This is a genomic window from Massilimicrobiota sp. An105 (assembly GCF_002161155.1).
Lineage (GTDB): Bacteria > Bacillota_I > Bacilli_A > Erysipelotrichales > Coprobacillaceae > Allocoprobacillus > Allocoprobacillus merdigallinarum.
This window is the reverse complement of record NZ_NFLY01000001.1, coordinates 40,388-53,433: the sequence shown is the minus strand read 5'-3', so window position 1 is coordinate 53,433 and position 13,046 is coordinate 40,388. Positions and strand designations below refer to the sequence as shown.

14 protein-coding genes are annotated in these 13,046 nt (G+C 31.4%); 11 read left to right on the top strand and 3 right to left on the bottom strand.

Features of this window, described 5'->3' with window-relative positions:
• The first annotated feature begins 18 nt into the window (after nt 1–18).
• The 3 genes from B5E48_RS00260 (at nt 19) to B5E48_RS00250 (ending at nt 3,241) form a co-directional block, all read left to right on the top strand.
• The gene (locus tag B5E48_RS00260) at nt 19–1,032 is read left to right on the top strand and encodes an AI-2E family transporter (RefSeq protein WP_087303695.1); all 1,014 of its coding nucleotides are present in this window, start codon (nt 19–21) and stop codon (nt 1,030–1,032) included.
• Nucleotides 1,033–1,055: 23 nt separating this feature from the next.
• Entirely contained in the window at nt 1,056–1,829 is a 774-nt protein-coding gene (locus B5E48_RS00255) for an HAD-IIB family hydrolase (RefSeq protein WP_087303694.1), read from the top strand.
• A 74-nt stretch (nt 1,830–1,903) separates the two neighbouring features.
• Nucleotides 1,904–3,241: a citrate synthase gene (locus tag B5E48_RS00250; RefSeq protein ID WP_087303693.1), complete on the top strand. Its 1,338-nt coding sequence runs from the start codon at nt 1,904–1,906 to the stop codon at nt 3,239–3,241.
• Nucleotides 3,242–3,250: 9 nt separating this feature from the next.
• On the opposite strand, the gene B5E48_RS00245 is transcribed toward B5E48_RS00250, so the two are convergent.
• Complete coding sequence (locus B5E48_RS00245) at nt 3,251–3,739, bottom strand: MFS transporter (RefSeq protein ID WP_158097236.1); 489 nt, start codon at nt 3,737–3,739, stop codon at nt 3,251–3,253.
• Between the two features lie 117 nt (nt 3,740–3,856).
• Complete coding sequence (locus tag B5E48_RS00240) at nt 3,857–4,921, bottom strand: branched-chain amino acid aminotransferase (RefSeq protein ID WP_087303691.1); 1,065 nt, start codon at nt 4,919–4,921, stop codon at nt 3,857–3,859.
• 240 nt (nt 4,922–5,161) lie between these two features.
• On the opposite strand from B5E48_RS00240, the gene B5E48_RS00235 reads away from it, so the two are divergent.
• From B5E48_RS00235 to B5E48_RS00220, 4 genes are read left to right on the top strand one after another with little or no spacing between them, the layout of a single operon-like run.
• The gene (locus B5E48_RS00235) at nt 5,162–5,839 is read left to right on the top strand and encodes a DUF969 domain-containing protein (protein WP_087242744.1); all 678 of its coding nucleotides are present in this window, start codon (nt 5,162–5,164) and stop codon (nt 5,837–5,839) included.
• A complete protein-coding gene (locus B5E48_RS00230) occupies nt 5,839–6,858 on the top strand; it encodes a DUF979 domain-containing protein (protein ID WP_087303690.1) in 1,020 nt (339 codons plus the stop codon). The genes B5E48_RS00235 and B5E48_RS00230 overlap by 1 nt, the downstream gene beginning before the upstream one ends.
• Before the next feature lie 13 nt (nt 6,859–6,871).
• Nucleotides 6,872–7,513, top strand: a complete 642-nt coding sequence (gene pcp, locus B5E48_RS00225; RefSeq protein WP_087242740.1) for a pyroglutamyl-peptidase I — start codon at nt 6,872–6,874, stop codon at nt 7,511–7,513.
• Nucleotides 7,513–7,971: a gamma-glutamylcyclotransferase family protein gene (locus B5E48_RS00220; RefSeq protein WP_087303689.1), complete on the top strand. Its 459-nt coding sequence runs from the start codon at nt 7,513–7,515 to the stop codon at nt 7,969–7,971. Before pcp ends, B5E48_RS00220 begins: the two co-directional genes overlap by 1 nt.
• A gap of 92 nt (nt 7,972–8,063) precedes the next feature.
• Here the strand turns inward: B5E48_RS00220 and B5E48_RS00215 are convergent, their stop codons facing one another.
• Nucleotides 8,064–8,585, bottom strand: coding sequence for a cysteine hydrolase family protein (locus B5E48_RS00215; protein WP_087303688.1), 522 nt, complete (start codon nt 8,583–8,585; stop codon nt 8,064–8,066).
• Between the two features lie 117 nt (nt 8,586–8,702).
• Here B5E48_RS00215 and B5E48_RS00210 point away from each other — a divergent pair, with 117 nt between their 5' ends.
• From B5E48_RS00210 to malQ, 4 genes are read left to right on the top strand one after another with little or no spacing between them, the layout of a single operon-like run.
• A complete protein-coding gene (locus tag B5E48_RS00210; protein WP_087242734.1) occupies nt 8,703–8,936 on the top strand; it encodes a FeoA family protein in 234 nt (77 codons plus the stop codon).
• Entirely contained in the window at nt 8,926–10,938 is a 2,013-nt protein-coding gene (feoB, locus tag B5E48_RS00205; RefSeq protein WP_087303687.1) for a ferrous iron transport protein B, read from the top strand. The genes B5E48_RS00210 and feoB overlap by 11 nt, the downstream gene beginning before the upstream one ends.
• 11 nt (nt 10,939–10,949) lie before the next feature.
• Nucleotides 10,950–11,591, top strand: coding sequence for a lactate utilization protein (locus B5E48_RS00200; protein WP_087303686.1), 642 nt, complete (start codon nt 10,950–10,952; stop codon nt 11,589–11,591).
• A 10-nt stretch (nt 11,592–11,601) separates the two neighbouring features.
• Nucleotides 11,602–13,044, top strand: a complete 1,443-nt coding sequence (malQ, locus tag B5E48_RS00195; RefSeq protein ID WP_087303685.1) for a 4-alpha-glucanotransferase — start codon at nt 11,602–11,604, stop codon at nt 13,042–13,044.
• Nucleotides 13,045–13,046 lie beyond the last annotated feature (2 nt).

The following is a 13,046-nucleotide window of genomic DNA, read 5'->3' as shown; positions in this document are numbered from 1 at the left end:
AAATGAATAGGTGAGTCTATGGATAAAAAACAATACCTTATCATTGGGTTTGGTTTATTAATATATATCATTATTTTAAAATATATGTTTTCTTTACTTTTTCCATTTATATTAGCTATTCTCTGTTTTTTTGTTTTAAAGCCATTGATTGATCGTATTCAACAGTATATTCCATTACAAAAAAGTGCTATAGGTATTTCTTTGCTATTATTTATTTATCTTGCTTTAGCATTCCTTTTGGGCATATTAATAACAGCTTTATTTTGTTTATGTGTCCACTTTTTTCAACAATTGCCTGTGTATTATGATTCTATTTTTTTACCCTTTATATATAAAATAACAAAACTTTTAGAAAGTATTTTTTCTTTTGTACCTCAAGATTTTGTAATCATCTTTCAAAACTGGATTAATCAGAATATGCTTGACTTCATATCCTTTGCATCATCTTTTATTAAATCTATTCCTTCATTTCTTTTATCTTTCTTCATATTTGTGATTTCTACATTTTTTCTTGTTTTAGATTATGAAGATATGAAAGATTGTTTTTTACGACTCTTACAAAAAAAGACATGTTTTCAACTTGTACAGTTTAAAAATAGAGTCTTAAAAAGTTTATGGATTTACATGAAATGTCAGATTATTTTAATGTTTGTAACATTTTTAATTTTATTGATTGCTTTTCTTATTTTAAAGATTGATTCACCGTTACTTTATGCTTTTACAATTTGTTTGCTGGACAGTCTGCCATTTATTGGAATTGGAATTATTTTAATTCCTATGATGGTTTTATATTTATTTCAAGGGGCATATATGAAGGCAGTTTATTTATTTTGCTTATATTTGATTATTAACATGATACGTAGTTTTCTTGAACCTCATATCATGAATAAAGAGATGAAAATTCCTGCTTTTTTATTATTGGTATCTATGGTTCTGCATATTCATTTTTTTGGTATTGCTGGCGTTATTCTTTCACCCATTCATATGAGTTTTATTTATCAGTATTTTCATAAAAGTGAGGATTTGATATAATAAACTTTAGGAAGGTGATGGTTATGAATAAAAAATATTTTTTCTTTGATATAGATGGAACACTTACAAATAAGCAAACAGGTGAATTGATACCTAGTGCAAAAACAACAATCAAAAAATTACAGGACAATGGTCATTTTGTATGTATTGCGACAGGAAGAGCTTATTATAAAACAAAAGAATTTGCGAAAGAAGCAGGATTTCACCATATTGTAAGTAATGGAGGCGGGGCTATTACAATTAATGATCAGCTTATTGAAAATAAACCTTTGGATCGTCAAAAAGCTATTGCGTTATGTCAGGAAGCTCATCAAAAAGGATTTGGACTTCTTATTTCACCTAATGATAGTATTGATGTTATTATGAATGATGAATTATTTATTCAACAGGTTGGATATAGAAAAGAACCAACAAGATATTTCTTTGATTCATCATTAACTTATCAGGATATTCAAGATTATTATAAAATTTATATTGCTGTGGATGAAAAACATGAACATGAATTAACATTTCTTGATTCAATTGGACATATTCGTTTTATGAAAGAATATTTAACATATCAGCATGATGCTAAAGATGAAGGCATTTTCAAAATGTTAGAGTATGTGCATGGTCAAGCTGAAGATGTCGTTGTTTTTGGGGATGATTATAATGATTTGATTATGTTTAAACCAGAATGGACATCAATTGCAATGGGAAATGCCTGTCAAGAATTGAAAGATAAAGCGAGCTTTATTACAAAAGCAAGTTATGAAGATGGTATTGAATATGCCTGTCAATATTTTGGATGGATTTAAATAGTTATTTATTGTATACAATTATACAAAATAGTGATATAATGGATTTAATATAGAAAAAGGGGTGAGAATCTATGAATGATCAAATCCAAGATTTTTTTGAAAAGTCCTTAGTTGAAAATCATATAGATAATGAACTTTATCAAACTTATTCTGTGAAAAAAGGTTTACGTAATGAAGATGGTACAGGAGTATTGGTTGGATTAACTAAAATTTCTGATGTTGTTGGATATAAAATCCAAGATGGAGAAAAAACAGATGATTATGGAAGTCTTTATTATCGTGGTATTAATGTTGAAGACATTATAAATGGTCAAAGAAAAGAGAAAAGATATTTATTTGAAGAAGTGTGTTTTTTAATTCTTTTTGGTTATTTGCCTTCATATGATGAGTTTGAAAAATTCAAAAAAGTTTTAAGTGATCGTTATGAATTGCCTCCACATTATTTAGAGGCCAATATCTTAGGATTTCCAGCTAAAAACTTAATGAATAAATTACAGCAGGAAGTATTGATGTTATATGGTTATGATGATGATCCTGATAATACAAGTATAATAGAAACTCTTAATAAGGGAATTGATTTATTGGCTAAGATTCCAAGTATTGTCTGTTATACATATCAGACAAAAGTTCATTATTTTGATGAAAAGAGTCTGGTTATTCATCATGTTCAAAAAGATTTAAGTATTGCTGAAACGATTTTATCTTTATTGAGAAATGACGGAAAATTTACTCAAAAAGAAGCAGAAGCTTTAGATATTGCATTGGTTTTACATGCAGACCATGGTGGAGGAAATAACTCTACATTTACCAATGTTGTTATTTCTTCAACAGGAACAGATATATATTCTTCAGTAGCAGGAGCTATTGGCTCTTTAAAAGGACCACGTCATGGAGGAGCAAATTTAGCTGTAAAAAAACAAATGGAAAACGTTATTGAAGAAATATCATTAGAAGCAACTGATGATCAAATGAAAAAGATTGTTAATCGTATTTTGGATAAAGATTTCAATGATGGCAGTGGTCTGGTATATGGAATTGGACATGCTGTTTATACATTAAGTGATCCTCGTAGTGAAATGTTAAGTCAAATCTGTGAGGAATTAGCCATTGAAAAAGGGCGTCATCAGGAATATTTATTTTATAAACGTTTTGGTGAAATTGCTGTTCAAGAAATTTATCAACGAAAAGGAATCCATGTCTGTACGAATGTCGACTTTTATAGTGGGCTTGTTTACAATATGTTGAATATACCGAGTGATCTTTATACATTATTATTTGTTGTTGCAAGAACAGTAGGGTGGATCGCACATAATGTAGAAAACAAATTATATTCAAACCGTATTATCAGACCAGCTACAAAATATGTTGGGACATTAAAAGACTATCAGCCAGTTGAAAAACGTAAATAAAAAGCAAGTCTAAGCTTGCTTTTCTTTTTGCATTTTTAAACGATAAGTTAATGATGATGGATGCTTTTTGCCAATAGCAATATAAATAAGAATAGATAAAATATTTGCTATAGCAATGATGGCAAACATATAATTATATCCAATCATATCAATCAAAACACCAGCGATTCCTCCACCTAAACCAATTCCCATATCATAAGCGCATAGAAATGTTGAATTGGCTGCACCTCTTCTTTGAGGTGGGGCAATACTCACGGCCATAGACTGTAAGGCGGGTTCAATTCCTCCAAAGGCATAACCAGAAAGGGCTGCTGAAAGAAGAAAAGTGATGTTATGAGGTATGAAGGCTATCAGGAATAATGCAATAAACATACACATATGACATGTATAAACAAAGATAGCTTCGCCTTTTTGATCGGTCACTTTTCCTATGAAAATTCTTATTAAGAATAACATCACAGCCATAATTGCAAAATATATTCCACCTTTAAATGACAAAAAAGGCATAAGTCCATAATCTGGACTTACGCCTTTTTGCTGCTCGATAACGTTGATATTATAGCAAAATCATTTTTAAAATGTAAAAGTTTGTTTAAACAAATCTTTATATATTCATTATTTAACAACTTTTGTCCAATGATATTTATCTTCAAGACGACCCCATTGAATACCTGTTAGAGTGTCATAAAGTTTTTGTGTGAGAGGACCTGTTTTAAAGTCATGAATCGTTATTTTTTTACCTTTATAACAAAGTTCACCAATTGGAGAAATAACAGCTGCTGTACCCGTTCCCCATGCTTCTTTTAATTGACCAGTACGACCCGCTTCCATGAGTTCATCAATACTTAAATCACGTTCTTCTACTTTATATCCCATATCTTTTAAGATATGTATAATAGAATCTCTTGTCACACCAGGTAAGACAGAACCTTCAAGCGCCGCTGTCACAACGGTATCACCAATAAGAAACATGACATTCATAGTTCCAACTTCTTCAACATATTTTCTATGAACACCATCTAACCAAAGAACCTGTGTATATCCGTTTTGTTCAGCTTTGACTTGTGCAGCAATGCTGGCAGCATAATTTCCACCACATTTTGTAAAACCAGTACCGCCTTTGACCGCTCTGACAAATTCATCTTCAACCCAAATTTTCACTGGGTTTACACCTTCAGGATAATAAGCACCTACTGGTGAAAGAATGATGATGAAACGATAACTGTCAGCAGGATGTACCCCAACGCCTGGTTGAGAAGCATACATAAATGGACGAATATATAAAGATGTATCTGGTGCAGTTGGAATCCAATCTTGTTCAAATTTAACAATGGCTTCAACCGCTTCTACAAACATATCTTCAGGAAGTTCAGCCATACATAGACGTTTGTTAGAATTAATCATACGTTTTCCATTCATTTCTGGTCTGAAAAGTAAAATATCGCCATTTGGATTACGGTAAGCTTTTAATCCTTCAAATGTTTCTTGAGCATAGTGTAAAACCATTGTGGCTGGATCCATTGGAATGGGTCCATAAGGGACAATGCGTGCATCATGCCAACCTTGATTTTTATCCCAATCCATAATGAACATATGATCAGTAAAATATTTTCCAAAACCTAACTGATCTTGATTAGGTTTTTCTTTTAAAGTTTGTGCTTTTTCAATTCTTATTTCCATAAAAATCCCCCTTTTTGATTAAAGAAATTATACTCTTTTTTAAAGTTGTATACAATGTTTTTTTGAAATGAAATAATGAAAAAACGTTATATTTTCTATAATTCATAAATTTGTTTATATAAAATTGTTATATTGGTATAAAATGGTAATGAACAATTTTAGTGAAAAGGACATTGAGTTGCAAGAAATAGAAAAATCATATATAATATTTCTGTTAACATTTTGAAAGGGAGTGTATTTGTGGAGTATATAACACTGATTGGAATCGTTATCATCGTTGTAGGATTTGCCTTAAAATTAGATGTTTTAGCGACTGTTATTATTTCAGGAATTGTGACTGGTTTAGTTTCTGGAATGAGTTTTATTGAAATATTAGAAATCTTAGGAAGTTCTTTTGTTTCTAATCGTTTAATGTCAATTTTCTTAATTATTTTCCCAGTTATTGCGATTATCGAAAGATATGGTTTAAAAGAAAGAGCTGCATATTTAATTGGTAAAATAAAAAATGCATCGGCTGGAAAAGTCTTAGCGATTTACTCTGTTATTCGTACTATTGCTTCTGCATTAAATATTAGAATTGGTGGGGTTGTACAGTTTGTAAGACCATTAATTTATCCAATGGCTCAAGCAGCAGGTGAAAAAGTTAAAGGTGGAGAGTTAGATGAAAAAGAAGAAGAATCATTAAAAGGATTATCTTCTGCAGTAGAAAACTATGGAAACTTCTTTGCACAAAACTGTTTCCCAGCTGCCAGTGGTGTTGTTTTGATGTATGGAACAATGGCTGAAGCAGGATTTACAGAAGTGACTCTTGCATCCATTGCAACGGCTTCTATATATATTGCGGTTATTTCTGTAGCATTAACATTTGTTCAAGTCTTTTTATATGACAGAAAAATCAAGAAGGGAGGAAATAAATAATGTTAGACTTTTTAACAATCTATCTTCCTGAATTCTTCTATGTTTTATGTGCATTTGTAAGTTTTGATACTGCTTATCGTGCAACACGTAATAAAGAAGCAAAAGTAGGAACAACATTATTCTGGGCTTTATTAGGTGTCATTTTTATGTTAGGAAAATTACTTCCTAATGTTTTAATTGGAGCTATGCTTGTTGTTATGGGATGCTTAACAGCAACAAATCAGGTGAAAATGGGTGAATTTACAGAATCAACTCATGAATTCCGTCAACAAGCGAGTGAAAAATTAGGAAATAAAATCTTTATTCCTGCTGTTTCTATTGGGGTTATGGCTTTAATTTTATCTTTAATTCAATATAATTCTGAAACAGCACAGACATTTTTCTTGAAATTAAGTAATTTCTTTACTTTACAATTATTTTCATTTGGTAGCAGTGCAGGAAATCCAACTGCATTAGATGGTGCCGTTATGACAGGAATTGCATGTCTTGTAGCACTTGTTTTAGCGATGATCATTTGTAAACCAAAATTATCTGAAACACGTAGTGATACATCACGTTTATTAATGCAAGTAGGAGCTTCTTGTTTATTACCACAGTTGTTAGGAGCTTTAGGAAGTGTTTTCAATGAAGCAGGTGTTGGAGATGTTATTTCAAACATTATTTCAAGTGTTATCCCATCTGGTAATATTGTGATTGGTGTTATTGTTTATGTTTTAGGTATGGTTATCTTTACAATGATTATGGGTAATGCTTTTGCGGCATTTACAGTTATTACCATTGGTATTGGGATTCCATTTGTTATTAATCAAGGTGGAGATCCATCAATTGTAGCTGCTTTAGGTATGACAGCTGGATATTGTGGTACACTATTAACGCCAATGGCAGCAAACTTCAATATCGTTCCTTGTGCTGTTTTAGAAACAAAAGATCAAAAATGGGCTGTTATTAAATCACAGCTTCCAATGGCTATGATCATGATTGTTATTCATATTGTATTAATGCTTGTCTTAGCATTTTAGGAGGTTATAAAAGATGAAAATTTTAGTGACTGGTTTTGACCCATTTGGTGGAGATAAAATTAATCCCGCGATTGAATCTGTAAAATTATTGCCTGATGAAATTGCAGGAGCTCAGATTATAAAATTAGAAATTCCAACCATTTGTCATCAATCTTTAAAGGTCATTGATGAAGCAATTGCTAAATATGATCCAGATGTTGTTTTATCTATTGGTCAGGCTGGAGGACGTACAGCTATCACTGTTGAAAGAATTGGAATTAATATTGATGATTGCCGTATTCCTGATAATGCTGGGCAACAGATTATTGATGAACCTGTTTTTGAAGATGGACCTGCAGCTTATTTTTCTAATTTGCCAATAAAGGCCATGGTTGCCCGAATTTGTGAAAAGAATATACCAGCTGCAGTATCTAATACGGCAGGAACATTTGTATGCAATCATGTGTTATATGGAGTTAGACACATAATTGAAACGAAATATCCAGGGAAAAGAAGTGGATTTATACATATTCCATTTTTACCAGAACAAGTTATTGAAAGAGCAAACACTGCAAGCATGAGTTTATCAACTATAGTAGAAGGTTTATGCGCAGCTATTGAAGCTATTGTAGATACTAAAGAAGATTTAAAAGTAACAGGTGGAGCGACACATTAATGGCAAAAGTATTTGTATATGGAACTTTAAGACAAGGTATGTATAATTATGACATTTTTTTAAAAGATCAAGCAACATATTGTGGTCATGGTTATATAAAAGGAAGTTTAATGACAATTATTGGTAAAATTTATCCTGCTTATTTATGTGAAGGTCAGGATATGATTTTTGGTGAAGTTTATGATGTTAATGATCAGACTTTAGCTCATCTTGATGAGTTAGAAAGTTATTTTGGTAAAGATTGCCAGAATAATGAATATAATAAAATTTATATGGATATTTTAGATAATGATGGAAAAGTCAAAGATCAAGCATATGTTTATGAGTTTAATATGGATAATCCTATGAATGTCAATCTTTTAGGTAAAGATATCCCAGAACATGATTATGTTCAATATATGCAAAAGAAAAAATTAAATTCACAAAATTTATTTGATGATGAAGATATGTTTTATTAAAGAGTGTTTATATTGAAACAAGTCTATTATAAATGTAAAAAACCACGTCTTTTGAATGAACTCTAAAAGTTCAATTCATGGCGTGGTTTTTACTATTCAATTATTTCTATTTGTAAAGACTTCATAACGTCAATACTTTTTTGATGAGTGATTTGATCACTGCTGGCACAACCTTTTAAATCTACACGTACGGGCGTGTCAGGTAAAGCTGATTTGACCATGATTGCATTCGATAAAACACAAATATGTGAAACAAGTCCAACTAAAGTAACACTTTCATATTCTTTATTTTTTAAATCATTAGCCATTTCTAAAGATGGAAATGTTTCTTTCTTATAGCAGGTACAATCACTTAATAATTCTTTCACTTTTCCATATAACTGCCATCCTGGTGTATTTTCTATACAATGGGCAATAGGAAGATGCAATCCTTCATAAGTCTGTAGATAATTTGTTTGATGTGTATCCATTGTATAGATAATATCATCTTGATTTCGTTGGAATGTCTGAATTAAATGGACAATATGATTTTCTAGTTGAGGAGCTTCATCAAATCCTAAACTACCAGTCACAAAGTCATTTTGAAAATCAACAACAATTAATAATTTTTTCATGTTTTCACCTCAATATTATTTTACTGCTTGTTTGAAGCATGTCAATGATATTGAAAAAGATAATATTTTCATTGTTTAAAAAATGCGTTATAATGGGTAGGTAGATGAGGTGAGGGTATGACATTAGATCAGATGAGTCCTCAAACATTGGTACAGATTGTATCTGTTAATGGTAAAGGACTTTTGAGAAGACGCTTATTAGAAATGGGTTTAACACCCCATACATTAGTGAAAATCAGGAAAGTGGCACCTATGGGGGATCCAATAGAAGTTTATTTAAGAAGCTATGTTTTGACTTTGAGGAAAGAGGATGCTGCCTTGATTGAAGTGAGGGTGGTTGATGATGAGTAAAAAAATTGCTTTAATTGGTAATCAAAATTGTGGGAAGACAACATTATTTAATGCTTTGACTGGTTCTTCTCAGCATGTTGGGAATTTTCCTGGCGTTACTGTTGAACAAAAAACAGGATTCATAAAAAAACATAAAGATGAATTAGAATTAATAGATTTACCTGGTATTTATTCATTATCACCTTATACAGCTGAAGAAATCGTTTCTATTCGTTATTTATTGGAAGAAAAACCATGTTTAATTATTAATATTATTGATGCAACGAATATGGAACGAAATCTTTATTTAACAACTCAATTATTAGAATTAAATATTCCTATGATTTTGGTTTTAAATATGATGGATGAAGTGATTACGAGTGGTAATAGCATTGATATTGATGGCTTAAAGGAACGTTTAGAAATGGATATTGTTCCTATTTCAGCAAGTAAAAATGAAGGTATTGAAGATGTTATAACGGCTATTGAAAATAATTTAGATAAGCCATCACAACATATTGATATTTGTCACGGTGTTGTGCATAAAGCTATTCATTCTATATCACATATCGTTGAACAGAGTGCACAATCTTTACAGTTACCTTTGCGTTATTGTGTGACAAAGATTATCGAAGGTGATGATGAGATGTTTGATCAATTGCATATCGATCAGGGAGATCGTCATATTATTGAGCATATTTTACAGAAGATGGAAGAAGAAGCGGGAACAGACCGTGAGGCAGCACTTGTTGATATGCGTTATTCTTTTATTGAAGATGTATGTAAGCAAACTGTTTTTATAGAAAGTGAAACAAAAGAACAAATTCGTTCTGAGAAAATTGATCGTTTATTGACACATAAATATTTAGGAATTCCTATTTTTATTCTTATTATGTTGTTGATCTTTTATTTGACATTTTCACTTATTGGAGCACCATTACAAGATTTAATGGATTCTATTATTAGAGAATTTTCAAATATGATCATTCGCCTTCTAGAACAATATGATGTTGCTTTTTGGTTACGTTCTTTAGTGGGTGATGGTATTTTGGCAGGTGTTGGAAGCGTATTATCATTTCTACCAGTGATTGTGATTTTGTTTTTCTTTTTATCAATGCTGGAAGATAGCGGTTATATGGCACGTGTTGCATTTGTCATGGATAAGGCGTTGAGAAAAATAGGATTATCAGGACGTTCTTTTGTACCTATGTTAATTGGTTTTGGATGCAGTGTTCCAGCTATTATGGCAACACGTACCTTATCCAGTGATCGAGATCGTAAGATGACAATTATTTTAACGCCATTTATGTCTTGTAGTGCGAAACTGCCTATTTATGGAATGATTATTGCGGCTTTCTTTCCTCATAAAGCAGCAATAGTCATGATAAGCATTTACTGTATTGGAATTTTAGTCGCTATTATTTCTGCTTTATTATTGAAAAATACGATATTTATTGGTGAACCTGTTCCATTTGTATTGGAGCTTCCGGCTTATCGTATTCCAACTTTAAAAAATGTCTATTTAAATGTTTTAGATAAAGCAAAGGATTTTATCCATAAAGCTTTTACTATCATTTTTATGGCTTCTATTGTGATATGGTTTTTACAAAGTTTTAGTTTTACTTTTGATTTTGTTACAGACAGTTCGCAAAGTATTTTAGCTGCAATCGGTTCATTTGTATCACCTATTTTTGCACCACTTGGTTTTAATGATTGGCGTGCTTCAACAGCTTTAATGACAGGTATTACTGCAAAAGAGTCAGTTGTTTCTACTTTAACTGTTTTAACACAATCTTCTTCAACAGCAGCTTTAAATCAAGCATTAATTGGCATTTTTACACCATTAAGTTCTTTTACATTTTTAGTTTTTACCGTTTTATATATGCCTTGTGTTGCTGCTTTTGCTGCAACAAAACGTGAATTACGTTCATGGCCTCAGGCAATTTTAACAGTCATGTTTCAAACCGGAATGGCATATCTGGTTGCGTTTGTTATCTATCAGTTAGGACAATTGCTATTATAGGAGGATAAAAAATGGAAGAAAATTATCAAACATTATTACGTATGAAAGAAAATCAGTTAATAAAGGCTTTTGAAAAAAATCAGATGTCATGTATGATTGTCAAGGATGAAAATGAATTAAAACAATATTTAAGAACTGTTTTAAAGGGTCAAAAGAAAGTTGCTGTAGGAGGAAGTGTCACATTATCACAATTAGGAATTATTGATTTGATAAGGGAAAGTGATGTACAGTTTATAGATCGTTATGAAATGGGATTATCTCAAGAACAAGTGAAAGAACGTTTAAGAGAAGGGCTATTGGCAGATATATTTATTACAGGAACTAATGCTTTGACAATGGATGGATGTTTATATAATATAGATGGTACAGGGAATCGTGTAGCTGCAATGATTTTTGGTCCTAAAGATGTTTATGTTATTGCTGGAATAAATAAAATCTGTGCAAATGAACAGGAAGCGATTGAACATATACGTCAATATAGTGCACCAGCTAATGCTTTACGATTGCATAAGCATACACCTTGTACAAAGTTAGGACAATGTCAGGATTGTTTAAGTGACGAACGTATTTGCAGCAGTTACGTTAAACTTGCTTATCAGGGACAAAAAAAGCGTATTCATGTCATTATTATTGAGGAAAATATAGGTTATTAGGTGAAAAGTTATGAAAAAAACAGGTATTTTATTTCCTATTTCAGCATTGCCTAGTGCATATGGAGTAGGAGATTTTGGTCAAAATGCATATCAATTTATTGATAAAATAGCCGCAGCACATCTTGAAATTTGGCAGATACTGCCATTAAATCCATTAGGATATGGTCATTCCCCATATCAGCCTTTATCAAGTCATGCTGGTGATGAAATTTATTTAGATATCGAAGCTTTTATTGAAGCAGGGTTGTTATATCCTGATGAAGTTCACATTGATAATCAACAGAGTTTATATGTAGATTATGCAAAGGTAAGAAAACAAAAACAAGCATATTATCGTTTGGCATTTTCACGTTTTCATGGTGATCAGCAATATCAGGAATTTGTTGAAAAAAATAAGTCATGGCTTTATTCTTATGCTATTTTTAGAGTTTTTAAATCACATCATCATGAATGTTCATGGGTTGAATGGCCAGAAGAATATAAAAATTATCAACATGATCAATCTTTTTCATTATTGCCGTTTACTAAAGATATTGATTATCAAATTTTCTTACAGTATTTCTTTTTCTTACAGTGGCAACAACTCAGAGATTATGCGCACCAAAAAAATATTGAAATTATTGGAGATATGCCTATTTATGTAGGATTAGATTCGGCAGATGTTTGGCAAAATAGAGAATGCTTTTTACTAGAAGAAGATGGGACACCTTCATTTGTAGCAGGTGTACCTCCTGATTATTTTAGTAAATTTGGACAACGTTGGGGAAATCCTATTTATAATTGGGAATATTTGAAGCAACACCATTATGCCTTTTGGGTTGAACGTATGAAAGCGAGTCAACAAATGTATGATCGTGTCAGAATTGATCATTTCAGGGGATTTGATACGTATTGGAAAATTCCAGCGAGTGAACCGACTGCTGTTATCGGGGAGTGGGTTGAAGGACCAAGTTATGATTTATTTGATACTCTGTATTCATCAATTGATCATTTATCTATTTTAGCTGAAGATTTGGGTGATTTAAGAGATGAAGTTTATCAGTTGAGAGATCATTATCATTTAAAAGGTATGTATGTTTTTCAGTTCCATTATGCCTATGATTTTGATTTTTCAAAAGTTGTTGTTTATAGTGGAACACATGATAATGATACTTTAGTTGGATGGCTCAATACTTTAGATGAAGATGAATATAAAAAATTAGAAGAACTATTACAAGATTATTCACAACAACATATGTATCAGAAAATCTTAAATTATTGTTTAGATTTAGATGCCAAAGAAGTTATTATTCCATTTTGGGATTTGATGGGCAAAGATACATCTTGTCGCTTTAATGTACCAGGGAAAATTGGTTCTCCTAACTGGGAATATCATTTAACAGATTTTCAGGAATTTGATGTCTATTTAGAACAGTTCTTTCATATGATAAAAGAGAGCAAAAGGGGAGATTAATC

Coding starts and splice junctions, on each gene's coding strand:
- B5E48_RS00255 (WP_087303694.1), top strand. CDS start 1,056: ATGAATAAAAAATATTTTTTCTTTGATATAGATGGAACACTTACAAAT.
- B5E48_RS00230 (WP_087303690.1), top strand. CDS start 5,839: ATGTTAGACTTTTTAACAATCTATCTTCCTGAATTCTTCTATGTTTTA.
- B5E48_RS00260 (WP_087303695.1), top strand. CDS start 19: ATGGATAAAAAACAATACCTTATCATTGGGTTTGGTTTATTAATATAT.
- B5E48_RS00240 (WP_087303691.1), bottom strand. CDS start 4,921: ATGGAAATAAGAATTGAAAAAGCACAAACTTTAAAAGAAAAACCTAAT.
- feoB (WP_087303687.1), top strand. CDS start 8,926: ATGATGAGTAAAAAAATTGCTTTAATTGGTAATCAAAATTGTGGGAAG.
- B5E48_RS00210 (WP_087242734.1), top strand. CDS start 8,703: ATGACATTAGATCAGATGAGTCCTCAAACATTGGTACAGATTGTATCT.
- B5E48_RS00200 (WP_087303686.1), top strand. CDS start 10,950: ATGGAAGAAAATTATCAAACATTATTACGTATGAAAGAAAATCAGTTA.
- B5E48_RS00215 (WP_087303688.1), bottom strand. CDS start 8,585: ATGAAAAAATTATTAATTGTTGTTGATTTTCAAAATGACTTTGTGACT.
- malQ (WP_087303685.1), top strand. CDS start 11,602: ATGAAAAAAACAGGTATTTTATTTCCTATTTCAGCATTGCCTAGTGCA.
- B5E48_RS00220 (WP_087303689.1), top strand. CDS start 7,513: ATGGCAAAAGTATTTGTATATGGAACTTTAAGACAAGGTATGTATAAT.
- B5E48_RS00250 (WP_087303693.1), top strand. CDS start 1,904: ATGAATGATCAAATCCAAGATTTTTTTGAAAAGTCCTTAGTTGAAAAT.
- pcp (WP_087242740.1), top strand. CDS start 6,872: ATGAAAATTTTAGTGACTGGTTTTGACCCATTTGGTGGAGATAAAATT.